This window comes from Humidesulfovibrio sp. (assembly GCF_031082295.1).
GTDB lineage: Bacteria > Desulfobacterota > Desulfovibrionia > Desulfovibrionales > Desulfovibrionaceae > Humidesulfovibrio.
The window spans coordinates 1-22,620 of record NZ_JAVHLD010000021.1; the positions used below are offsets into that span (position 1 = coordinate 1).

Genomic DNA, 22,620 nt, shown 5'->3' on the forward strand with positions numbered 1-22,620 from the left:
AATAAGGTAATCAACTCACTTGAGCTCAATACCCGGATGCCTGGAGGAATACGCAGATGAAATCTGTTGGAATTAAGACAAAATTCCTTGTTCCCGCTGTGGCGTTGGTGATCATCGGCTTTGCGGTAGTCATCTGGCTGAACGCATCTCTGACACGCACAAGCATGCAGTCGATGTCGAAAGAAAGCATGACGCTCTTGTCAGAGGCAATTGCGAAAGATCTTGGTGGAGATATCGACATCTCCTACCAGATGCTCAGCTACTGGAGCAAGGAAAGCTTTGTCCGAGAGGTGTTCGCTAATGGCAATGCAAACCAGGCTGGCGCGCATTTCTCTGAAATTCTGAAAGAGATGGAAGGATCAACACTTGAGTACATCAATATATTTGACCTGAAAGGTGATTTACTAGCGTCCACGGCGAATACAGCCCCAGGGAAAAAGGTCAACGTCGCTGACCGAGACTATTTCAAGGGAATTGTCGAAGCCGGCAACACCCGTTCCATCGGCAAGCCTATCCAAAGCCGCACCACAGGCAAGAAGGTTGTCATCCTCGCCCAGAAGATCACTGATGTCGAAGGTGCCATTGTTGGCGTCCTTAGCGCCGCGATCAACCTTGACGCGCTGACGGCTCAGGTCAACGCGATGAAGATCGGCAGCACAGGCTATGTCGCCATTCTTGGCCCTTCCGGCATGACGGTGGCACATCCCAACAAGGATCTGTTATTGAAGGAAGACCTTGGCAAGACAGAATGGGGCAAGCGCGCTCTTGCAGTTGAATCCACTGATTTTCTAGAATTTAATGACAACGGTAGCAAGGCTGTTTCCGTTCGCAAGGACAAGACAACCGGGTGGACAATTCTCGTCTTCGCCCCTCTTGAAGACATCGAACAGGCCGCGGCCGCGGCGGCAAAGAAAGGAATGCTGCTGGGCGGCGGCATCGCCCTTGCTCTGGCGATGTTCATCATCTGGCTCGTCAACACAACCGTGGCCAAGCCGGTCTCGCTCTGCATGGCCTTTTCGTCTGCCGTTGCCGAGGGTGACCTGGACCGCAAGCTTGAGTTCACGAGCGGCGATGAGCTTGGTGTGTTGGCCAATGGTCTGCGGCACATGGTCATGAAGCTCAAAGAAGGAATGCAAAACGTTTGCGCCAAGGAAGGCGAAGCCCTCAAGATGGCTGAAAAGGCCGAGGAGGCGCTCAAGGAAGCGCGCATCGCCCAGGAACAGGCAAGCCTGGCGCGCACCCAGGGTCTGAAGGAAGCTGGAACCAAAATGCACGATGTGGCGCAAGGGGTTGAGGCCGTCTCGGGCGCGCTGGTGCAACAGGTCACGAACATCGAGGGTGGAGCGGACATCCAGAAGGCCCGCACAACGGAAACGGCCACAGCAATGGACGAGATGAACGCAACGATTCTTGAGATTTCGCGCAACGCCTCCACAGCCTCACTCGACGCGGATCGTGTGCGCGAAACGGCGCTGAAGGGCAAGGAAGTTGTGAATCATGCAGTGGAGGCCATCGGCGCGGTGCACAAACTCTCCACAAGCATGAGTGAACAGATGAATGAGCTTGGAGAGAGCGTCAAGGGCATCGACAACATCCTCAACGTCATCAACGACATTGCCGACCAGACCAACCTGCTGGCCTTGAACGCAGCCATTGAGGCGGCTCGCGCCGGTGATGCGGGTCGCGGCTTTGCCGTCGTCGCCGACGAGGTGCGCAAGCTGGCGGAAAAGACCATGGTCGCCACCAAGGAGGTCGGCCAGGCCATCACCTCCGTTCAGAACGGCTCCAGGCAAAGCATTCAGAATGTAGAGCGGTCAAACCTTGCGATTGAAGAAGCGAACCGGCTTGCCGGGGACTCCATCGCCTCGCTTGAGCAGGTCTTAAGTCTGGCCTCGTCCACCTCGGACCAGATTCGGGCCATTGCCACCGCTGCCGAAGAACAGTCCGGCGCCAGCGGCGAGATCGATCACGCCGTCAAGGACATCATGGCCATCGCAGGCACCACGCTGGACTCAGTAGAGGAATGCCGCAACACCATCAACAGCCTGACGCGACTCTCCGAAGAGCTGCGCCGCATCATGCAGGAGCTTGAAAACACGGGAGGCTAGTCGCGGCACTCGCGCTGGATGTCCTCAATGAGGGCGAAGTTGGCGATGAAAATGTCGTACAACGTCGGGTCGAAATGTGTCCCACGCCCCTGGGCCATTATCGATACCGCCTTTTCATTGCTGTAGGCATCCTTGTACGGTCGTTTGGTCGTCAGGGCGTCAAAGACATCCGCTATCGCCGCAATGCGCCCGAAAAGCGGTATGTTAACGCCGGAAAGGCGTTCAGGATAACCGGTTCCGTCCCATTTTTCGTGGTGCGTGGCTGCGATGAGTGCGCCGGCCTCCAAGTATTTGGAGCTGCTACCGCCCAGAATATTGGCCCCCATCACGGTATGCCGCCGCATGACCTCCCATTCCTGATCATCAAGCTTTCCCGGCTTGAGCAGGATGGCGTCGGGAATGCCCATCTTTCCGATGTCGTGCATGGGGCTGCTGTTCAATATCAGATCCACCGCGTCCTCATCGAGCCCGAACTGATCGGCGATGACCGCGCAATAGCGGCTCATGCGATGAATGTGGCTGGCAGTGTCCTCATCCTTGTATTCCGCCGCTGCAGAGAGCTTGTGAATCGTCTCCATGTGCGCCCGCACCGTTTCAAGCCGCGCGTGCTCCAGTTCGACCAATGTTGCCCGCAGCGCTTTGGTCTTCTCCGAGACCATCTGCTCCAAACGTTGCTGATAACGTTTCACTTCGTCACGGTAGCCCTTCATGCGCAAGAGCGAAGTCATGCGCACGCTGAGCTCGGTGGAGTCGATGGGCTTGGCGACAAAATCGTTGGCTCCGCATTCAACGGCCTTAAGGCGGTCCTCCTTTGCCGAAAGCGCCGTCACCATGACAATGGGAATGTCCGAGAGCTTCGGGATTTCGCGTATCGCCTTGGCAACCAAATACCCATCCATGCCAGGCATCATTATGTCCAGAAGGACGAGATCGATCGTTTCATCTATCAACGACAGCGCCATCTGGCCGGAGTCGGCCGTCACGCACTCCAGCCCACTGGCCTTAAGCAAACCTTCAAGAACCTTCCGGTTGATGAGTTCATCATCGACAATTAGAATTTTCGCTGGCTTTTCTTCCATGTACATCACTTCGCTGGTGCTGTTTTGATTTTATGATTCGTGGCCGGTATATATTTTAATAACCTACACCCAATAGCAACTCGAATTCAATACCGACATGCCATCAAAATCTTCTATAAATCAATTTCGTAGACAAATACCACTCACCAGGGTAAGGCCTTTGTGGACTTTAAAGCTGCATCGGAATAGATAAGAATTGAACTCTGACTTTCATGGTGACTGACAGCTCATGAAAGCCTGCTGACCATGGCGCCAGGCCCCTCCGCATGATGCGGCCTGCACGCCGAAGGCAATAGGGAGCGCATGGGTAAAATCTCCAAAATCAAGGTTGCTGAAGGGATTTTCTTCGTCAGCGTCCCGGATGCGGATGTCTATATTCTGTGCGGCTGCCCGGCGGACAGCGTCAAGCACCTCATGAAGCGAGGCTTGATCCAAAACGTCGAGGTGGATGGCGTTTCGTTTGAAACAGGCCCAAACGCCATCCTTCTCTCCGACGAGCTCATCCAGCATGGCCGTTTCGCCAACCTCTCAGAATTCCCCATCCTACAGATGTTCTACCGACAGGGCATGATTATTCCCGGCCACCCAAACAACACCGGGGTCAAGCCCGCTCTCATTGGCCTGCGCAAGCAGGTCGAAGCGCAGATGGAGTACATCTACCGCGGCAACTACGGCCTCATTTCTGAAGAAGAGATGCTTGAGGCAGGCGCTTCGAAGTCCGATGCCAAGGCCTGGATGCGCCTGAAGCTCAAGTTCGCCTTCGGCAAGATTCGCCGCATGGATGAATATGTTGATCTTGTGGTCGTAGAGAATGAGCCGCAGGAAATTCGCAACAAGGTTTTTGTGAAGCGCCTCAAGGTGAACCAGTTTGAGATCTCCTACGGCAAGGAATCCGTGCGGGTTGATCTGAACACCACAGAGCACTCCCTGTGCAAGCCTTCCTATGTTCTCGGCTTCCACCACATCAAGCGCGACTACTTCGCCGTTCTGCACTCGGGAGAGGGCGACGGCTGGGATCCCAACCGCCCGGCCATGGCGAGCATCATCATATTCCAGGGCAATGTCTACCTCCTCGACGCCGGACCCAACATCATGCACAGCCTGAATGCTCTTGGCATCAGCGTCAACGAGATTTCCGGCATCTTCCACACCCACGCCCACGACGATCATTTCTGCGGCCTGCCGGCTCTCATGCGCTCCGACCACCGCATCCCTTACTACGCCACCAAGCTCGTACGTGCGTCAGTCATGAAAAAGCTCGCGGCCCTGGCCATGACCAGCGAGGAAGAGTTCGACCATTACTTTGAATTTCACGACCTTGAGCTCGGCAAGTGGAACGACATCGACACGCTCGAGGTGAAGCCGGTGTTTTCTCCGCACCCGGTGGAGACCACGGTGATGCTCTTCCGCACCCTTGATCGCAACGGCTACCGGACCTATGCCCACTTTGCGGACATCGCCAGCCTGGGCCTGCTACGCAAGATGATCACCTCCGATCCTGATGCTCCGGGCCTTTCACAAGAATTGTATGACGAGGTCTACGCCAATTACCAAGAGCCGGTGGACCTTAAGAAACTCGACATAGGGGGCGGCATGATCCACGGCGATGCCGAGGATTTCGCCCACGACAAATCCGGAAAGATTCTGCTTGCGCACACGGCCCTTCCGCTTACCTACAGGCAGAAGGAGATCGGTTCCGGCGCGCCCTTCGGCATGGTCGATGTGCTCATCCCCGCACACCAGGATTACGTTCGATCTTACGCCTACCACTACCTCAACGCCTATTTCCCAACGGTTTCCAGCAGCAAGCTGCGGGTGTTGCTCAACTGTCCGGTGGTGAAGTTCAACCCCGAGACCCTTATCCTCAAGGCCGGCCGCAAGGCCGATTGCGTACACCTCATCCTCACCGGCCAGGTGGAGGTGATCCGCACCAAGAGCGGTGTCTACAGCACTTTGACCACTGGCGGCCTTTTGGGCGAATACACGGCGCTCACCAACAAGGGTTCCCTCGAGACATACCGCGCCGCCAATTTTGTCCAGGCGTTGCGCATCCCGCTGGACCTCTATGCCATGTTCGTGAAGAACAACGGCCTCTACGAGGAAATGGTTCGCCTCCAGGACATCCGCAGCTTCCTGTACACAAGCCGCCTCTTCGGCGACGGCCTGACCTGCACTCGCCAGAACGATATCGCCGTCACGATCGGTTCGCATATGGAAACAAGCGGCGAAGCCCTCAAACCCTGCACTCAGCCGACGCTTTGCCTTGTCAAATCCGGCAAGGTGGCTCTTTATGTTGGCCAACGCCTCATAGAGTCCCTCGGCCCTGGCGAGTTCTTCAACGAGAGCACCGTCCTTTTCGACACCCCTTGCCTCTTCAAGGCCAATGCCGCCAAGGGCACAGTCATCTACACCATACCCGGCCATGTTATCTCGGATATTCCCATTGTCCGCTGGAAGCTTCTGGAAACCTATGAAAAGCGTCTCGGCAAGACTGTAAGCCACGACTCGGGCGGGGATTATTTCCAGTGGCATGACGAATACGCGGTCAATGTCAAAGTCATTGATCAGCAGCACATGGAAATCTACGAGTCCGCAAAGGTGCTCTACTCCGCATTATTTGACGGGGACAGCACAGGCAATGCAGAAGAATTGTTCCCAAAACTCATTGCCCATACCAACCGGCATTTCAGTACCGAGAACAAACTCATGCAAGACACTGGTTACCCAGGTTTCGCCCAGCACCAGAGGAAGCATGAGCAGATACAACAAGCCTTGCAGGAATTCGCCTCGTATTATGCCTCCAAGCGCATGACCCCGAAGAAAGAGGTCGGCATTTTCCTCAAGGACTGGGTTATGACACACATACTCACAGAAGATCGGAGGCTTGGCACCTACCTGAATCGACAAGGTGTCAGCTAGCCTGACCTTGCGCCCCTTTCCAGCAGACAAATTTTCAATCGTGCCCAAATTGTTCCGCACAAAATTGTCACATACGCCAACGTGCATTGCTGTACATTTTACAAAATTGCAACAAAGCTCGCCCCCTCCCCCTGCATGTTTTAGCTATCCACTGAAATAACACGACTTCCTTCTTTGGCCCGATTCTTGATACCTTTCTTAAATAATGTTTTGGACAGGCGACAGAAACCGTCTGTTCGTAGCGGCCAGGGTTGATTCGGATAGGCCAGTTGAACTACAGTGCCAGCGCAAGCAAGAGCACAAAAGAATCAGGGCCACATTCCACAATACTGTCAAGGAACACCTAACGCCACACTTACAGGAGTCAGCCACCATGAGCGGAATCCAGGCACGTCTGAACGCCATCTCGGCAGTCATCAATTACAAACCGGCGCACGCCCCCCTCAACTACCACGACACCAAGCCCACCGACATTTTTGGCGCCAACGTCTTCAGCGACAAGGTGATGAAAGAGCGCCTGCCGAAGGCTGTCTACAAGTCCCTGCAGAAGACCATCGAACTTGGTGAGAAACTGGACGCCTCCATTGCTGACGTGGTCGCAAACACCATGAAGGACTGGGCCATTGAGAAAGGCGCGACGCACTTCACCCACGTGTTCTACCCGCTCACCGGCATGACCGCCGAAAAACACGACGCGTTCCTGGTGCCCGACGGCAAGGGCGGCGCCATCGCCGAATTCAGCGGCAAACTGCTGATCCAGGGCGAGCCCGACGCCTCCAGCTTCCCCTCCGGCGGCCTGCGCTCCACCTTCGAAGCCCGCGGCTACACCGCCTGGGACGTGACGAGCCCTGCCTACATCCTTGAGAACCCCAACGGCACCTTCCTGTGCATCCCCACCGCGTTCCTCTCCTGGACCGGCGAGGCGCTTGACAAGAAGACCCCGCTGCTGCGCTCCAACCAGGCCCTGAACAAGCAGGCCAAACGCGTCCTCAAGCTTTTCGGAGTCGAGTCCAAGCTGCCCATCACCTCCTTTGCCGGTCCTGAGCAGGAGTACTTCCTCATCGACCGCAACTTCGTGTTCTCCCGTCCCGACCTGCTTATCGCGGGCCGCTCCCTCTTCGGCGCCAAGTCCGCCAAGGGCCAGGAGTTCGAGGACCAGTACTTCGGCGTGGTTCCCCGCCGCGTGCTGTCTTTCATGATGGAAGTTGAGCGCGAGCTGTTCAAGCTTGGCGTGCCCGTCAAGACCCGCCACAACGAAGTCGCGCCGAGCCAGTTCGAGATCGCGCCCATCTACGAGGTCGGCAATCTGGCCACCGACCACAACCAGATGGTCATGACCACCCTGCGCAGCGTGGCCAAGCGCTACGGCATGATCTGCCTGCTGCACGAAAAGCCTTTCTCCGGCATCAACGGCTCCGGCAAACACCTCAACTACTCCATCGGCAACGCCGAGCTGGGCAGCCTGTACGATCCGGGCGACACCCCGCACGACAACGCCCAGTTCCTGGTCTTCTGCGCCGCCGCCATCCGCGCCCTGCACAAGTACGGCGCCATGCTTCGCGCCACCGTCGCCACCGCCTCCAATGATCACCGCCTGGGCGCCAACGAGGCTCCTCCGGCCATCATGTCCATGTACCTTGGCGAGCAGCTGGCCGACGTGTTCGACCAGATCAAGAAAGGCAAGCTCAAGGACTCCAAGAGCAAGGGTGTCATGAGCGTCGGTGTGGATACCCTGCCTCCGCTGCCCATGGATCCGGGCGACCGCAACCGCACCAGCCCCTTCGCCTTCACCGGAAACCGCTTCGAGTTCCGCGCCGTGGGCTCCTCCCAGTCCATCGCCGGCTCCCTGGTGGCCCTGAACACCATGATGGCCGAGTCCCTCGACTACATCGCCACCGAGCTTGAGAAGGCCACCAAGGGCGACAGCAAGAAGCTCAACGCCGCCGTGCAGTCCCTGCTCCAGAAGATCGTGAAGGAGCATGACGCCATCGTGTTCAACGGCGACGGCTACTCCGAGGCTTGGCACAAGGAAGCGGCCAAGCGCGGCCTGCCCAACCTGAAGACCACCCCCGAAGCTCTGCCCGTGCTGACCACCAAGCCCGTGGTTGAACTGTTCACCAAGTACGGCGTCCTCTCAGAGGCCGAGCTCAAGAGCCGCGAGGAAATCTACCTCGAGATGTACGCCAAGACCCTGAAGACCGAAGCCGCCCTGATGGTCCGCATGGCCACCACCATCATCTTCCCCGCCGCCATGCGCTACCAGAGCGAACTCGCCGCCGCCTGCGCCAACCTGAAGGCCATTGGCAAGGATTACAAGATGGGCGCCCTCGAAGAGGTTACCGCCAAGCTGCGCGCCCTGCAGACGGCCGTTGCCAAACTGGAGAAGCTCGCCGCGCATGAGGCCAAGAGCACCCATGCCGAGGCCAAGCACCTCTGCGACAAGGTTCTGCCCGCCATGAACGAAGTGCGCAGCTACGCCGACGCCCTTGAAACCATCGTGGCCGACGACCTGTGGTCGCTGCCCAGCTACCAGGAAATGCTGTTCATCCGCTAACCCCGGCCAGACAGCGCTGAAACGACAAGGCCGCCCCATCCGGGGCGGCCTTTTTGTTGCGTGAAACAGCTGGAATTGATTCAGCGATCGGCAGGAAGCGGCAGATCAAGAGGCTCGTAGCCCTGCCAACCGCTCCCGTCGAAATGCCACCACTCCGTCGGCAACGGCTCGAATCCCTGAGCCTGCATCGCCCTTTCGAGGGCCAGGCTGTTGCGCCGAGCCTCCGCGCTTGCAGCGGGCGAATCACGGTGCGCCTTGTCGGTGAAATCGTCATACCCCGTGGGCATGGGCAGTTCTGCACCATTCGCATCAACAAGTGTCACATCCACCGCTGCGCCGCGGTTGTGCCGCGAACTCTTGACGATAATGCCATCCTTGCGCTCAGGCTTTCCCACATAGCGCTCATCCGGCATGATGGCCCAAAAGGCCTCCTGCACAGAGAACGGCCTGTAGCAGTCATAGATCTTGAGACCCAAAGCTTGGCCGCGCAGGTTGGCCTGCACCGCCTCCAGCCGCCTGGCGACGTCAGAGCGAAGGAAGCAGCGGGCGGATGGATACACGCGTTTGCCGGTGAAATTGTTGGTTGTTGCGTAGCGGATGTCGAGCACAAAGCTCTTGTCAGCCTTGCTTGGTTCAACAAGCCCAGCCTTCTCCAGGTCCTGGGCTGGCTTTTCCAATGCAAACGCCTGAACGCACAAAAGCTGGAGCACAATTACCAAAAGCGCGGCACTACGAGGCATGACCATCTCCTTGCTCTGCAAAGAATAAGAAATAAAAACGGGGAGAGATGCGACCCTCCCCCCGTCTTGTGACATCAGGCATGCTTATTTGTTCTTGCCACGTTTCTTCCAGAGCTCCATTTCCTTCATCTTCTTGCGGCGGTCACGCTGCAAAGACTTGCAGACCAGAGGCATACCCTTCTTGTAGCCGAACTTCTCACGGTATTCGGAAGGAGTAAGGTCGTGGGTGGAAAGGTGCTTCTTGGTGATGATCTTAAAGGCCTTGCCGCAAACACAACATGTGATGGTCTTTTCGCGTACTGCCTTGGTCGAGTCAACGGAAGACTCTTCTTCCTCGACTTGCACTGGCGCCTCGCCAGCAATGGCCTGAATGCCGCGCACAAGCTTCTTGACCATGGAGGTGATCTCGTCCTCCGTCATGGTCCTTACGCTGGCCTGCGCTTTGACGATTTCAAGGGCTTCCTTCAAATAGTCATCCATATCCTTCTCCTTGTCGTTGGCGGAACATCTTCCGGTAAAGACGGTGCTGCATTCAATTGCATCAGTTTATGGACCGCTAACACTGTCAAACTGTTTCGTCAACAACATGGAGTGTATTTGGAACGCAAAGAAACTAATGCTTCACAAGGTGCCACTGCAACTGTTCTGCTGCTAGCAAATGTTTATTGAAAAAAAAGGGGCCGCCCTTTCGGACGGCCCCATACAGTAGCGCAGATAGCCAGTTATTTCTTGAGCCAGCTCATCATGCCGCGCAGCTTGTTGCCCACAACCTCGATGGGATGCTCGGCGGCGATGCGGCGGCTGGCATGCATGAACGGCTGCCCGGCCTGGTTCTCCAGAATAAACTCCTTGGCGAAGTTGCCGGTCTGGATTTCCTTCAGGATCTTCTTCATCTCTTTCTTGGTCTCTTCAGTCACGACGCGGGGGCCACGGGTGAAGTCGCCGTATTCGGCGGTGTCGCTGATGGAGTGGCGCATCTTGGCCATGCCGCCCTCGTAGAGCAGGTCCACGATGAGCTTCATCTCGTGCAGGCACTCGAAGTAGGCCATCTCGGGCTGATACCCGGCCTCGACCAGGGTCTCGAAACCGGCCTGGATGAGGGCGGTGCAACCGCCGCACAGAACCGCCTGCTCGCCGAAGAGGTCCGTCTCGGTCTCTTCGCGGAAGTTGGTCTCGATGACGCCGGAGCGGGTAGCGCCGATGCCCTTGGCGTAGGCCAGGGCCATGTTCAGCGCGTTGCCGGTGGCGTTCTGGTGCACGGCAACCAGGGCAGGCACGGCGCCGCCTTCGGTGTAGGTGCGGCGCACCATGTGGCCCGGGCCTTTGGGCGCGATCATGATAACGTCAACGTCGGCGGGCGGCTTGATCTGGCCGAAGTGGATGTTGAAGCCGTGGCCGAAGGCCAGGGCTTTGCCAGCGGAAAGGTGCTGCTTCACCTCGGTGTCGTAGATGAGCTTCTGCAGCTGATCCTGGGCCAGAATCATGATGACGTCGGCCTGTTTGGCGGCCTCGGCGGCGCTGACGGGCTCGAAGCCATGCTCCTTGGCCAGGGCGTAATTGGCGCCACCGGGGCGCTGGCCAACGATGACCTTGACGCCGGAGTCGCGCAGATTCTGGGCGTGGGCATGGCCCTGGCTGCCGTAGCCGATGATGGCCACGGTCTTGTTTTTCAGCAGTCCAAGGTCAGCGTCGCTTTCGTAGTAAACTTTCATGTCTTCTCCCTTTTGATTCGCCGGGCGCGTGCCTGACGTTGTTCGCTGTTAGTTCTGGATGGAGCGCTTCATGGCCACCATGCCAGAGCGCGAGATTTCCTTGATGCCGAAGCGGGTCAGAAGACCCACGATGGCGCTGATTTTTTCGTAATTGCCCGTGGCCTCGATGGTCAGCTCGTCGATGCTCACATCCACCACCTTGCAGCGGAAGATATCGACGGTGCGTAGGATTTCTGCACGGTTTGCGTCGTTGGCGTTGACCTTCAGAAGGACCATTTCGCGCAGCACGCTCTTCAGGTCGGTCAGGTCGACGACCTTGATTACCGTGATAAGCTTGCGCAATTGCTTGACGATCTGCTCGATGATCTGCTCATCGCCCTCGGTGGTGATGGTCATGACCGAGACGCCGGTGTCGAGCGTCGGGCCGACGTTCAAGGACTCGATGTTGAAGCCGCGGCCGCTGAACAGACCGGCCACACGGGACAGCACTCCAGGCTCGTTTTCCACGGTGACAGACAGGATATGTCGCATGATCCGCCTCCTACACAAGCAGCATGTCGGTGAGGGAGGCCCCAGCCGGGACCATGGGGTACACGTTCTCCTCGCGCTCTACGCGCACGTCCACGATGACCGTGCCAGGCGTATCCAGCGCCTGCCTCAGAACGCGATCCAAGTCCCCCGGGTCCGTAATGCGGAAACCTGCCGCACCGTATGCCTCGGCCAGCTTCACGAAGTCCGGCTGGGCATCCATGCAGGTTGAGCAGTAGTTCTTCTTGTAGAAGAGCTCCTGCCACTGCCGCACCATGCCCAGGTAGCCGTTGTTCAGGATGACGATCTTGACGCCAAGGTTGTTGCAGACGCTGGTGGCCATTTCCTGGATGTTCATCTGGATGGAGCCGTCGCCGGCGATGTCGATGACCATCTTGTCGGGACGGGCGAATTGCGCGCCTATGGCGGCAGGGAAGCCGTACCCCATGGTGCCGAGGCCGCCGGAGGACAGGAAGCAGTTGGGCTCGTTGAAGCGATAGAACTGCGCCGTCCACATCTGGTGCTGGCCGACTTCCGTGCAGATGACGGCCTCGCCCTTGGTGATCTCGTGGATCTTTTCCACCACGGACTGAGGCTTGATGGTGGTCTCGCTGGCCTGATAGTTGAGCGGATGCTCCTTGCCCCAGACGCCGACCTTGGTGACCCAGGGCATGTGCCCGGCCTCGAAGTCGTACTCGGCGAGCGAGGGAGCGAGCTCTTCCTTCAGGGCCTCCAGGGCCAGTCGACAGTCGGACACGAGCGGTACGTGAACGCTCACGTTTTTCTGGATGCTGGTGGGGTCGATGTCGATGTGCACAAGCTTGGCCATGGGCGCAAAGGTGCTGACCTTGCCCGTGACGCGGTCGTCGAAGCGCGCCCCGACGGCCAGCACGAGGTCGGCATTGTTGATGGCCATGTTGGCGGCATAAGTGCCGTGCATGCCAAGCATGCCAAGCCAGAGCTTGTCGTCGCCGGGGAAGCAGCCCAGCCCCATGAGGGTGGCTGTGACCGGGATGTGCAGGTTCTTGGCCAGCCAGGTCAAGGACTCGTGGGCCTTGCTGGTGATGACGCCACCGCCGGCGTAGATGATGGGGCGCTCGGCATCGCGGATGAGCTGGGCAACCTTTTTGATCTGACCGGAGTGCGGCTTGCAGTTCGGGTTGTAGCTGCGCATCTTGACGTCATCGGGCCAGACGAACTTGGTCTTGACCTGCATGACGTCCTTGGGCAGGTCGACCAGGACCGGGCCGGGCCGACCTGAACGCGCGAGGTAGAAGGCCTGGCGGATGACATGCGCCAACTCGCGCACGTCCTTCACCAGATAGTTGTGCTTGGTGCAGGGCCGGGTGATGCCGACGATGTCCACTTCCTGGAAGGCGTCGTTGCCGATGAGCGGTGTTGGCACCTGTCCGGTCAGAATGACCACCGGGATGGAGTCCATGTACGCGGTGGCGATGCCGGTGACGGTGTTCGTGGCGCCGGGACCGCTGGTGACGAGACAACAGCCGACCTTGCCCGACGCGCGGGCAAAGCCGTCTGCTGCATGAATCGCCGCCTGCTCATGCCTTACAAGCACATGCTTCAGCGAGGTGTTTGGCAGTTCGTTGTAGATGTCTATGACGGCTCCACCAGGGAAACCGAAGAGGACCTCCACTCCTTCACGTTTCAAACATTCAAGAAGAATCTGAGCTCCAGTGAGCTCCATAGGCTTACGCCTCCTGTTGACGATACTTATCGAGCAAGGCTTGCAGCTTCGTCTTTCCGGCAAGCTTCTTCTTCTTCAGTTCCTTGATCTCCTGTTCAACGACAGGGCTTAGGAAGGGCTTGCTTTCCAGCTTGACGATCATCTTTTCGTAGTCCTGATGCTGCAGCCATAGAGCGCGCAGTTCAGTGTCCTGGCCTTCGTACTTTTCAATTAGGGTGCGCTCGGAATTTTCCATTTTCGACTCCTTATTTTGGAGGTAGTTCGACAGATTGAATATCACACAAGCAAAGACCAGTCGGGTTCGACCTCTGCCTGGATCCGCAGGCTCTTGCTGCGGGAGGTCTGCCCGGAAACCAGGCTTACCTGGCTGCGCCGAAGGCCCAGCAGGCTCGCAATGAAATTCACCAAGGCTCCGTTGGCCTTGTTGTCCACAGCCGGGGCGCTGAGGCGGACCTTCAGGCTCTCCTGAAAGAGCCCTGCCAACTCATCGCGCTTGGCGCCAGGCTGAACATGCACCCGGATGCGCCATTCCCCGCTCCCCGCCTGGCGGATGAACACGGGAGGCACAACATTTTTCAAAGATCACTCGGCCTTGCGTAAATACTTGAGCTTGGACTCCAGGGACTCCAGCCTCGATACTGCCGGATCGTCAGAGTCCAGAACGCGCAAGTGCGTTTCCAGGAGCCCGCGCAACTGGATCTCGAACTGGCTGCGCTGGCGCTTCAGGTTTTCGATGTCCTCATAGAGCTGGGCCAGACGGTTGTGGCCCTGCTGGACCATGCCCTCGGCCTTGGCCCGCGCCTCGTCGAGGATGAGGTGCGCCTCGCGCTGGGCGCCACCCTTGATGTCGTCGACCATGCGCTGGGTGCTCATGAGGGTGTCGCGCAGGGTTTCATCGCGCTGGCGAAACTCCTCAACGCTGGCCTCCATGCGCTTGACCTTCTTGATGAGGCTCTTGCGCTCTTCGGCCACGGCGCCAAGCATCTCTGCCACCTCACCCATGAGCTGGTCGACTTCTTCGGGCGCATAGCCCCAGAGACGCTTGGAAAACTTGCGGTTGAGCAGATCGATCTTGGAAATGGTCAAGGCTTCACCCCGTCATGTAGAGGAACGCGCCAGTAGAGCGCCCCTATGCTCCAATCATCCTCATGGAGATGCTCATGTCGAAGACCAGCTTATCCAAGAGAGCGCCTAGGATCTGAACAGCCACGATGACCACCACGGGCGATAGATCCATGCCGCCGATGACGACAAAGGGCATCAGGCGACGGATGCGCGCGTATACAGGATCTGTGATGCCTCGCAGGAAGCGGACGATGGGGTTGTAGGGATCGGGGTTCACCCAGCTCAGCAGAGCCGAGATGATGACCACCCACATGTACAGATTGAGCAGCGTAGAAGCGAGCTGCACGAGTTTTACCAGGATGATCGTGAGATAGGACATCAAACCTCCGCACCAGGGCTGCCCGAAAATGCCAGGCGACCCTCCGTGTAGGCTTGTTGTGGCATACTGAAGGCCAAGAATCAAGTCCCTTGCGAATCAACCGCTTATTTCTGGCCAGGCGCGCCGCAGCGCAGACAAAAGCGTCCCGAAATCAGGAATGTGCAGGTCCGCGACGAGCTGCGGGTTCTTGTAGGCCCAGAATGGCACGCTGGAATTCCTGGCGGTGTGCTCGTCCACATCCGAGTCCCCGAGAAATACCACTTCGGTCCTGTCCATGCCCCAGGCCTCGAGGATGGAGAGCATTCCGGCCGGGTCCGGCTTGGGCTTCGGCGCGATGCCCGCGGTCATGACCGGGTCGAAGAAGCCGAGCAGGTCGACCGTCTCGAAGACCATGCCCGTGGTGTCGGTGCGGTTGGTGTTGACCCCAAGAGCGAAACGCCCGGCCTTGAGCCACGAGAGCAGCGTGCGCACGCCCGGCTCTCGGCGCAGATACGGCAGAATGCTGCGGTAATCCACCTGCTTGCGGTGTTCCATGGCAGCATCGTAATGCTCCGGCGGGATGATGCGCCTGAGAGAGTCGAAGACGTTCTGGGTGTGCGTGTACATCTCCTCCTCGGCGTTCATGGGCGACAGCCCGAAGCGCGTGCGGAAGAGATTGTAGTAAGCCGTATTGGCAAGATACGAGTCGATGAGGACGCCGTCACAGTCGAAGATGAAGCCTTTGACGCCGCGCAGAAACGAGACGTCGAGCTGGTCGGTGAGCAACGGCACGGGCTACGCGCCCCCTTTTGCCGGAGCCACGCAGGCCAGGCGGACCAGAACATCGAGCCAGGGCCGTGCCGAGGGGCAGCGATCCAGGCCGGAGAGCCTCCAGGCAGGCGCCTGGAACACGCCGTTGCTCTCGGGCACTCCCGCCTCACGCAGTGTCAGGGCGATTTCCGTCTCCGCCGTCACCAGGTCATGACCTGGCGCCAGAACGGCAAAGGCCTCCAGCATGCGCCTCCAGGGCAGCGACTCCTCGTCCGGCTCGGGCAGGCCCAACCCGGAAAGCATGGTGCCGACAGCCATGGCGTCGCCATCCGTCTCAACGGAGTCCTCGCCGTCTGCCGGGGCCGCGACGTGCTCGGCCTCCTCGGCCGGGGAAACGCTCTCGCCCAGGCGCGACCAGGAGTCGCGCAGCCCGGCGTCGATCTGGCGCAGGTCCAGCATGCGTTCCTCAAGGTTCCAGGCCAGCAGCAGCAGCGTCTGGGCCTGGCGGCGGGCCTCCAGCAGCGGGTCGGACTGAACGTCGGTCGTGGTGCCAACGCCAGCGAGGCTGCGCTCGACCTCGGCCTGCACGAGCCGTCCGCTTTCGGGAGCAAGGATCTGCGCCTGCTGGAGCAGCCCGTGCACGGCGATTTCACGCGGATTGGCCACGTCCTCGCCGAAGCGCATGGTGTCGGCCAGAACGGCCTTGGCAGTGCGGCGGTCAAATGGAGCGTTCTCCGGCAGTTGATGGACCGGGCTGTCGGAGGGGCCAAGGCCGGGATCGAGGAATCGCACGCCGTCAGGCAGGGCCTCGCGTTCGGAGTCAGCCAGCAGGGCCGGATGTAGATGCGGGAAATAGAACGTCATTGCGGACTCCAAGGGGCTTTCAGGTGTTCTCGCGCAGGCGGAAGCGTTCGCATTGCCCGGCGCAGACGGGCAGTCGCAGCAGGCAGATGTCCTCCTGCAAATACCGGCACTCGGGCATCGACTCTCCATCGCCAGCGCGAAGATCCTCGCAAGGCACGTCCTCATCCGCCAGTCGCTCGAAGCGCTTGTGCCAGAGGGCGCCCAGTTCGGACTCGGACAGGCCGAAATTCTCCGCCCTATCGATGAATTCGTCGTACACTGACTCCCAGCGTGCCAGCACAAGGCAGCGCCATTCGGTGTGCAGGCCGGGATTCAGGAGCTCTTCAAACAGGCAGCGCCCGGAATGGAAAAATCGGCAACCCACGGCCGGGAATCGGACCAGCGCGCCGCGCGTCGCATCACTCATGTGCTGCCTCCGGTGGCCTCTTTAAGCCGCTCCGGGGGCAGTTGTAAAGCTGAGGAAAGAGGACATCCGTCCAGATTGACCGTACTGTCCGGCGAGAGTATGAGGTCGCCAGAAGAGAGGTGCCACATGGGCGGAATCACAGGTATCCTGATCGTCGTCATCCTCGTGCTGATATTCACCGGCGCGAACAAGCTGCCGAAGCTGGGCGAGGGGCTGGGGCGAACCATCAGAAATTTCAAGCGTTCCTTGAACGAACCGGACGAGATCGACGTGACTCCCCGGAACCAGGGCAAGGACGACAAGGGCGAAACGCCCAGACAATAGCGGAGCTCGGCTAGTGGTTGTGCAGGCCGTTCTGCGGAATCATCTTGAAGCCGAGATGCACGTAGTACACGCCGGTAATGACGGTGAGCACCGCCACGAGCCCTTCGAGCACCAGTCTCAGCTCCGGATAGGCCACAACAAGGCTGTGCTCCACCATGATCAGCAGCACGAGCATGATCTGGACCAATGTGGCGCACTTGCTGAACCACACCGGCTTGATCCCCCGCTGCACATCCACCCCCGAATACTGCAGCAGAGCCAGACCGCCCACGATGAACACATCGCGGCTGACCACCAGCACGGCCAGCCAGGTCGGTATCCATCCCTGCACCGCAAGGCAGGTGAAGGACGTGTCCAGCAGGATCTTGTCCGCCAAGGGATCGAGCATGGCCCCGAAATTGGACCGCTGCTTCAGGATGCGCGCCAGGGCCCCATCCAGGGCGTCCGTCAGCCCGGCGACTGCGAAGAGCACCCAGGCGATGTCGAAGCGCCTGTCGGCAAAGGCCATGACGATGCCCGGAGTCAGCAAAATGCGCGAAACAGTGAGGACGTTTGGAATCGTCCAGTTGTTCTCGCGCAGTGAGGCAGACGTCATGACGTGTTTCCCGTGTCCTGCTAGCGTATAGCCGTCAGCTTGCGGCTGGGCAGATATTCCTTGAGCCGGGTTGCCAGGCGCTCCGGGTTGGTTACCCGCGCGCTCCAAATTGCCGTGCTGTTGCCCTGCCGGATGTCCACGGTTCCGAGCCGCACCTCACGCAGGCAGTCGTCCCAGCCCTGCAGCGTCTTCGTGAATTCCAGCACCGCGTCCACCTGGGTGAAGCCGGAGATCTCAAGAGGGCGCCCGCTTCCGCCTGGCTGCTGCTCATGCGCGGAAAAAAACCTGCCCCAGAGGTCAAGCCAGACCTGAGCCACGTCTTGCCCGTCCGCAACGTAGGTCTTGGCGTCCTGCCAGAGCACCGCCTTGAGATACCCCTGCGGCACGCGCTCAAGTGTCACGCGGAGGGGAGCCTGGGCCTGGCGCGCAACGCCCTGGAGCGCCCACACGTCGGCGAGCGGCTTCAGGTCGGCCTCTGACACGCCACGCCCCAGGCTCAGCATGAAGCCACCGGGGTGCTTGCCTCCGGACAACAGCCCCAGGCGCGTCAAAAGCTCACGCAAGGCAGTGCGGTCAACCTCGACAGTCAACTCAAGCGCCACGGTTGCCGCGGCAAGGTCAGAGGCGTGGGACGGAGCCTTGCCCGCTTGCGTCTTTTCCGAAAGGGCGGCAGCGCCGGGCTTGGCGGCGGCGGCCTCCTGAAAGCTGTGCACCAGCGGCGCGGCGCGTGAGGCCAGGAACTGGCGCAACAATTCGCTGCGGGGGGCGCTCAGCGGTGCGGGCAGAATATTTTGCGCGGTCTTGAAAACGGCTTCGACAAATGCGCGTTCCTGGGCCTGCTGGCGTCCCTGCACAGGGTCCATGCCCTTGTCGGACTGGGCGCTGACCCGGATCGGCTCGGCAGAAGCCGTGGAATGGAACGCCGGCGCGAGGACGATGAGCATGAGCAGGATAAGGCGCGGCAAGCGGCGAGACTGTTCCGCAATAGTCGAACACAATGCGCGCGGGCGCTCAAGTCCAATCACAATAGCCTCCGAATCAAGTCCCGCGCAGGGCATTGCAATGCCGAAACGGACAAAGATGAAAGATGTCGGTTGGAAACATGAGAACACCTTACCCTGCCCAACCTAAACTGGCAAGTGCGTCCAGCAACAGAGCTTGCAGGCTGTCGTCCCTTGCGCTAGGACTTACGAACTGTGCGAACCGAAGCTGGAGGAAGACATGAACCTTTACCTGATGCAACACGGCGCATGCCTGCCCCAGGAGGTCAACCCCCAGCAGGCGCTCAGCCCAGTCGGGCAAAGCCATGTCAACTGCGCGGCCCAGGCCATGCGCGTCATGGGGCTCTGGTTCGACGCCCTGCTCACCAACCCCCGCACCGCCTCGGTCCAGACGACGCGCATTGTGGCCGAGGGCCTGGGCTATGCGGCCTCCAGCGTCACCCCCTTCGCCGGACTTGATACCGGCGTGAGCATCAAGACCTGTCTGGAGGAGCTTCGCGTGTGCGAGCGCTACCAGTCGGTGTTCCTCTGTGGCGAGTTGCCGCTCTTGGGCGACCTCGCCTCGCACCTGCTCACCAGCGGCCCGAGGCTATCCCTGGCGCTGGAGGGCGGTGCGCTGCTGGCCATCGGCGTCAACAGCCTGAGCAGCCGCTCCGGTTCCCTGCGCTGGCTGTTGCAGGGGCCGCAACTTCAGATGATCGCGTCGTCGTAGCTCCTCGGCCCCTACTCCACGCAGACCATGTCGAAGCGGTCGCCGGTGATGCACACAGCGCCGGAGTCCGTGACCTCAAACGTGTTCTCCACGCCCACCATGCCGAGCCCGGCGATGCCGTGCTTCGGCTCAAGGGCAAAGACCTGTCCCTTCTCCACCGGCCTGTCGAAGCCCTTGGCGATGGCGGGCCAGCCGTCGATGGCCAAGCCGATGCCATGCCCAAGGAAGGGCACCTTGTTCTCCCCAAGACCCATGAAACCCTCGCTGAAGCCCGCCTTGTCAGCCCAGGCTGCGCAATGCGCATAAAGTTCGCTCACCAAGGCGCCGGGCCGCAGGTTCTCGGCCAGCCACGCCTGCACATCCACGCAGAAGCTGTGGGCCGAGGCCACCTCGGAAGGGATGCTCTCGACCTTGCCGGCCCAATACACCTGTGTCTTGTCCGTGTGGTAGCCCTCAAGCTGGAAGCCGATGTCCAGCCCCAGTGGTTCGCCCTTGCGCCACACCTGCCCGGCATAGCCCATGGCCGGCACGGCCGGGTGCTCGCCGCGCAGGCCGAGCGGACCGTTGAAACTGCTCGGATAATTGGCGGAATCACCAGCCGAGACATGGCCGAGGAAGCACTCCTCGCCGAAGGAGGACATGCGCAGGATGCCCTGGTGCCCGAGCTCGAAGAACACGCTCCAGGCCACGTGCGCGATCTCGCGCTCGTTCATGCCCGGCTTGATGACCTTCGGCAAAATGTCGTGGAGCGCCATGTGGTGCCGCTCACCGCACAGGCGCATGACATTGAGCTCCCACTCGCTCTTGAGCGATTCGGCGATGGCGAGGGCCAGGTCGCCCGAGACGAAGCGGTGCGCAGACAAACGCGAGGCCAGCATTTCGCCGAGTTGCCAGCTCAGTCCACTCTGATCCACGGCCACAACATCAGTGAACGGTACGCCCGCCTCGGCGGCCAGCCCAGGCAGGTCCTTGTAGGAGCGGTACGCAGCGCAGCGGACGGTCGGGGCCTCCAGTGCGGCGCGGGCGACGCCTTTGCGCAGCAGAAGCAGGGGCTCGCCGTCAAGCGGCAACCAGGCGCAACCCATGCCCAAGGTCCCGGTGAGGTAATAGACCTGGGGCCGCGAGAACACGAGGAGACCGCCAGCCTGCGGGGTCAGTTCGCGCAGCAGTCTGCGGCACTTCTCGTGGCGCAGGGAAAGTTCCTCGGCGGGGATGACGGCCAGGGCTTCAAACATGCGTGGACTCCTTGTCGTTATGGCAGCGGTCAGGTTCATCGCCCAGTCTGGGCTTCCGGTCCGGGGTCTATGCAGCGCCAACGGAATGCGTTACAACTTTCACCGTCGCCCCGGCCAAGCGCCGCAGTCCAGGCGGCCAGGGGAATACATGCTGCACAGCGCAAAAGAGCTAGCCGCACTGCTCGGCAAGGTCAAGACCATCGCCGTGATCGGGGCCAAGGACAAGCCCGGCCAACCCGTGGACAAGGTCGGCAGATACCTGCTCGAGGCAGGCTTCCGCGTCATCCCCGTGCACCCCAAGCGGGCCGAGGTCTGGGGCCTCAAGGCCTACCCCACCATTAACGACATCCCCGAGCCCGTAGACCTTGTGGACCTGTTCCGCGCGGCGGACTTCTGCCCGGCCCATGCCGAGGAATTCCTGCGCCTCTCCCCTTTGCCGAAATGCTTCTGGATGCAGTCCGGCATCGTGAGCCAGCAAGCGCGGGCCATCCTCTCCGGCCACCCGGTGCTCGTCGTCGAGGACCGCTGCCTCATGGTGGACCACAGGAATCTTGTTTCCTCGGGGACGACGAATGTCTGAGACGTCCTTCACCTGCCAGCGCTGCGGACACTGCTGCCAGGGCGAGGGCGGCATCGTCATGACCGGGCGCGACCGCAACCGACTTGCGCGGCACCTGGGCATGGACATCCCGGCCATGCTTGACCACTGCGCCGAGACAGTGAGCGGCAAGACCCGCCTGCGCGCCGGGGACGACGGCTACTGCATCTTCTTCAGGCACGGGCAAGGCTGCGGCGTGCACCAGGGCAGGCCCGACATCTGCCGCGCCTGGCCGTACTTCCGGGGCAACCTGCTGGACGCCTCCAGCTGGGAAATGATCCAGAGCGACTGTCCAGGCGTCAACGCCGAGGCCGGACACGCGTTGTTCGTCCGCGAGGGCGTTCAGTATCTACAGGAGCATGGCCTGCTGCACGAAGCCGGGCCGGAAGCGCCCCACGCCCTCGTCCTGTGCGAGTCCCTACTGCGCAGCAAAGACACATGAACGTCCAGGACTGCTACCGCATCCTCAAGGTGCCTCCAGGCGCCACACTGGAGGAGGTCAAGGGGGCCTTCCGGCAGCTGGCCTTCCGCCTGCACCCGGACCTGAACCCCTCGACCAAGGCCGCCGAGCAGTTCCGCCAGGTCAACGAAGCCTACATTCTGCTCACCCGCACCCTGAAGGACGACTCCGAAAGCCAAGCCAAAGCGCGCGCCAAAGCCCAAGCCGGCACTGGCACACAGCAGGGCCCGACGTCCAAGGCCGAGCAGGCCCGGGCCGAGAAGGCCTACGCCCAGAACCAGGCCAACGCCAAGCGGGACGCCCAGCGCAAGGCCGGAGGCAAAGGATTTCACCTCCGCGAGGAGGAGGTCCTGCGCGACCTCTTGTCCGACCCCTTTGCGCGTCAGGTTTTCGAGGACATCTACAGCCAGCTCAAGACCGGCCAGGCCGTACCGCGTCCGGGGCAGGGTCATGGTCACGCCCACGGTCACGGCCACGGGCACGCGCCCTTCAAGCCCCACGCCTCGCACCCTGGCCATGCCGAGCCGCCAACCCGCCGCAGCCTGAGCATTCAATGGGGCGATAAGTCCCTGAACCTTGACGTGAGCAAGGGCATTGTCGGCGGCGTAAAGTCCTGGTTCCGCAGCCAGCTCGATGACGAGCAGACGGTACATTTTCCGGCCCACAGCCTGGGGCCGGGAAAAACCCTGCGCATCACGGTGAGCGCGCGTTTCAGCGGCGAGCCAAAAACAGTTGAAATTACGCTCCCACCGGACTTCGTGGTGGGCCGCCCCATTCGCTTGAAAGGCCTGGGCCGCAAGCTCGGCCCTTTCACCGGCGACCTTTTCCTGCGCATTTTGGCGAAATAGACCCTGCCGCGCCAATCCTTCGGCACTTGTCATCCGCC

At 60.3% G+C, this 22,620-nt stretch carries 24 protein-coding genes; 8 read left to right on the forward strand and 16 right to left on the reverse strand.

Annotation, left to right across the window (positions count from 1 at the left end; translation table 11 throughout):
* The first annotated feature begins 56 nt into the window (after positions 1 to 56).
* Positions 57 to 2,108 carry a methyl-accepting chemotaxis protein gene (locus RDU24_RS11045; RefSeq protein ID WP_308735815.1) on the forward strand — a complete coding sequence of 684 codons (2,052 nt, stop codon included), beginning with the start codon at positions 57 to 59 and terminating at the stop codon, positions 2,106 to 2,108.
* On the opposite strand, the gene RDU24_RS11050 is transcribed toward RDU24_RS11045, so the two are convergent.
* Entirely contained in the window at positions 2,105 to 3,187 is a 1,083-nt protein-coding gene (locus RDU24_RS11050) for an HD domain-containing phosphohydrolase (RefSeq protein ID WP_308735816.1), read from the reverse strand. The two genes, RDU24_RS11045 and RDU24_RS11050, sit on opposite strands and share 4 nt — an antisense overlap.
* A 303-nt stretch (positions 3,188 to 3,490) precedes the next feature.
* On the opposite strand from RDU24_RS11050, the gene RDU24_RS11055 reads away from it, so the two are divergent.
* Positions 3,491 to 6,106, forward strand: a complete 2,616-nt coding sequence (locus RDU24_RS11055; RefSeq protein ID WP_308735817.1) for a bacteriohemerythrin — start codon at positions 3,491 to 3,493, stop codon at positions 6,104 to 6,106.
* Positions 6,107 to 6,479: 373 nt separating this feature from the next.
* Positions 6,480 to 8,660 carry a glutamine synthetase III family protein gene (locus tag RDU24_RS11060; RefSeq protein ID WP_308735818.1) on the forward strand — a complete coding sequence of 727 codons (2,181 nt, stop codon included), beginning with the start codon at positions 6,480 to 6,482 and terminating at the stop codon, positions 8,658 to 8,660.
* Between the two features lie 80 nt (positions 8,661 to 8,740).
* Here the strand turns inward: RDU24_RS11060 and RDU24_RS11065 are convergent, their stop codons facing one another.
* The 12 genes from RDU24_RS11065 to RDU24_RS11120 all read right to left on the reverse strand — a co-directional run bounded on the left by RDU24_RS11065 (position 8,741) and on the right by RDU24_RS11120 (position 16,809).
* Positions 8,741 to 9,400, reverse strand: a complete 660-nt coding sequence (locus RDU24_RS11065) for a M15 family metallopeptidase (RefSeq protein ID WP_308735819.1) — start codon at positions 9,398 to 9,400, stop codon at positions 8,741 to 8,743.
* 84 nt (positions 9,401 to 9,484) lie between these two features.
* Entirely contained in the window at positions 9,485 to 9,880 is a 396-nt protein-coding gene (locus RDU24_RS11070) for a MucR family transcriptional regulator (RefSeq protein WP_308735820.1), read from the reverse strand.
* Positions 9,881 to 10,122: 242 nt separating this feature from the next.
* Positions 10,123 to 11,112, reverse strand: a complete 990-nt coding sequence (gene ilvC, locus RDU24_RS11075; protein ID WP_308735821.1) for a ketol-acid reductoisomerase — start codon at positions 11,110 to 11,112, stop codon at positions 10,123 to 10,125.
* 48 nt (positions 11,113 to 11,160) lie between these two features.
* Positions 11,161 to 11,643: an acetolactate synthase small subunit gene (gene ilvN, locus RDU24_RS11080; protein ID WP_308735822.1), complete on the reverse strand. Its 483-nt coding sequence runs from the start codon at positions 11,641 to 11,643 to the stop codon at positions 11,161 to 11,163.
* Positions 11,644 to 11,653: 10 nt separating this feature from the next.
* Positions 11,654 to 13,345 carry a biosynthetic-type acetolactate synthase large subunit gene (ilvB, locus tag RDU24_RS11085; protein WP_308735823.1) on the reverse strand — a complete coding sequence of 564 codons (1,692 nt, stop codon included), beginning with the start codon at positions 13,343 to 13,345 and terminating at the stop codon, positions 11,654 to 11,656.
* 4 nt (positions 13,346 to 13,349) lie between these two features.
* On the reverse strand, positions 13,350 to 13,580 hold the full coding sequence (locus tag RDU24_RS11090) for a DUF465 domain-containing protein (protein WP_308735824.1): 231 nt from the start codon (positions 13,578 to 13,580) through the stop codon (positions 13,350 to 13,352).
* A gap of 41 nt (positions 13,581 to 13,621) precedes the next feature.
* Positions 13,622 to 13,924, reverse strand: a complete 303-nt coding sequence (locus RDU24_RS11095; RefSeq protein WP_308735825.1) for a DUF167 domain-containing protein — start codon at positions 13,922 to 13,924, stop codon at positions 13,622 to 13,624.
* Between the two features lie 3 nt (positions 13,925 to 13,927).
* On the reverse strand, positions 13,928 to 14,431 hold the full coding sequence (locus RDU24_RS11100) for a DivIVA domain-containing protein (protein WP_308735826.1): 504 nt from the start codon (positions 14,429 to 14,431) through the stop codon (positions 13,928 to 13,930).
* 43 nt (positions 14,432 to 14,474) lie between these two features.
* Positions 14,475 to 14,789 carry a YggT family protein gene (locus tag RDU24_RS11105; RefSeq protein ID WP_308735827.1) on the reverse strand — a complete coding sequence of 105 codons (315 nt, stop codon included), beginning with the start codon at positions 14,787 to 14,789 and terminating at the stop codon, positions 14,475 to 14,477.
* Between the two features lie 96 nt (positions 14,790 to 14,885).
* Positions 14,886 to 15,560: an HAD family hydrolase gene (locus tag RDU24_RS11110; RefSeq protein ID WP_308735828.1), complete on the reverse strand. Its 675-nt coding sequence runs from the start codon at positions 15,558 to 15,560 to the stop codon at positions 14,886 to 14,888.
* A gap of 3 nt (positions 15,561 to 15,563) precedes the next feature.
* The gene (locus tag RDU24_RS11115) at positions 15,564 to 16,403 is read right to left on the reverse strand and encodes a hypothetical protein (RefSeq protein WP_308735829.1); all 840 of its coding nucleotides are present in this window, start codon (positions 16,401 to 16,403) and stop codon (positions 15,564 to 15,566) included.
* Between the two features lie 19 nt (positions 16,404 to 16,422).
* On the reverse strand, positions 16,423 to 16,809 hold the full coding sequence (locus tag RDU24_RS11120; RefSeq protein ID WP_308735830.1) for a hypothetical protein: 387 nt from the start codon (positions 16,807 to 16,809) through the stop codon (positions 16,423 to 16,425).
* A gap of 126 nt (positions 16,810 to 16,935) precedes the next feature.
* Here RDU24_RS11120 and RDU24_RS11125 point away from each other — a divergent pair, with 126 nt between their 5' ends.
* On the forward strand, positions 16,936 to 17,133 hold the full coding sequence (locus RDU24_RS11125; RefSeq protein WP_308735831.1) for a twin-arginine translocase TatA/TatE family subunit: 198 nt from the start codon (positions 16,936 to 16,938) through the stop codon (positions 17,131 to 17,133).
* A gap of 10 nt (positions 17,134 to 17,143) precedes the next feature.
* Here the strand turns inward: RDU24_RS11125 and RDU24_RS11130 are convergent, their stop codons facing one another.
* Positions 17,144 to 17,728, reverse strand: coding sequence for a CDP-alcohol phosphatidyltransferase family protein (locus RDU24_RS11130; protein WP_308735832.1), 585 nt, complete (start codon positions 17,726 to 17,728; stop codon positions 17,144 to 17,146).
* Positions 17,729 to 17,748: 20 nt separating this feature from the next.
* Positions 17,749 to 18,693, reverse strand: a complete 945-nt coding sequence (locus RDU24_RS11135; protein ID WP_308735833.1) for a hypothetical protein — start codon at positions 18,691 to 18,693, stop codon at positions 17,749 to 17,751.
* A gap of 256 nt (positions 18,694 to 18,949) precedes the next feature.
* Between RDU24_RS11135 and RDU24_RS11140 the strand changes: the two genes are divergently transcribed.
* Positions 18,950 to 19,441, forward strand: a complete 492-nt coding sequence (locus RDU24_RS11140) for a hypothetical protein (protein ID WP_308735834.1) — start codon at positions 18,950 to 18,952, stop codon at positions 19,439 to 19,441.
* An 11-nt stretch (positions 19,442 to 19,452) separates the two neighbouring features.
* Here the strand turns inward: RDU24_RS11140 and RDU24_RS11145 are convergent, their stop codons facing one another.
* Complete coding sequence (locus tag RDU24_RS11145; RefSeq protein ID WP_308735835.1) at positions 19,453 to 20,676, reverse strand: M24 family metallopeptidase; 1,224 nt, start codon at positions 20,674 to 20,676, stop codon at positions 19,453 to 19,455.
* Between the two features lie 148 nt (positions 20,677 to 20,824).
* On the opposite strand from RDU24_RS11145, the gene RDU24_RS11150 reads away from it, so the two are divergent.
* Genes RDU24_RS11150 through RDU24_RS11160 form a run of 3 tightly spaced genes read left to right on the forward strand, consistent with a single transcriptional unit; the run spans position 20,825 to position 22,582 of the window.
* On the forward strand, positions 20,825 to 21,256 hold the full coding sequence (locus tag RDU24_RS11150; RefSeq protein ID WP_308735836.1) for a CoA-binding protein: 432 nt from the start codon (positions 20,825 to 20,827) through the stop codon (positions 21,254 to 21,256).
* Positions 21,249 to 21,716, forward strand: coding sequence for a YkgJ family cysteine cluster protein (locus RDU24_RS11155; RefSeq protein ID WP_308735837.1), 468 nt, complete (start codon positions 21,249 to 21,251; stop codon positions 21,714 to 21,716). The genes RDU24_RS11150 and RDU24_RS11155 overlap by 8 nt, the downstream gene beginning before the upstream one ends.
* Positions 21,713 to 22,582: a J domain-containing protein gene (locus RDU24_RS11160; protein WP_308735838.1), complete on the forward strand. Its 870-nt coding sequence runs from the start codon at positions 21,713 to 21,715 to the stop codon at positions 22,580 to 22,582. Before RDU24_RS11155 ends, RDU24_RS11160 begins: the two co-directional genes overlap by 4 nt.
* Positions 22,583 to 22,620 lie beyond the last annotated feature (38 nt).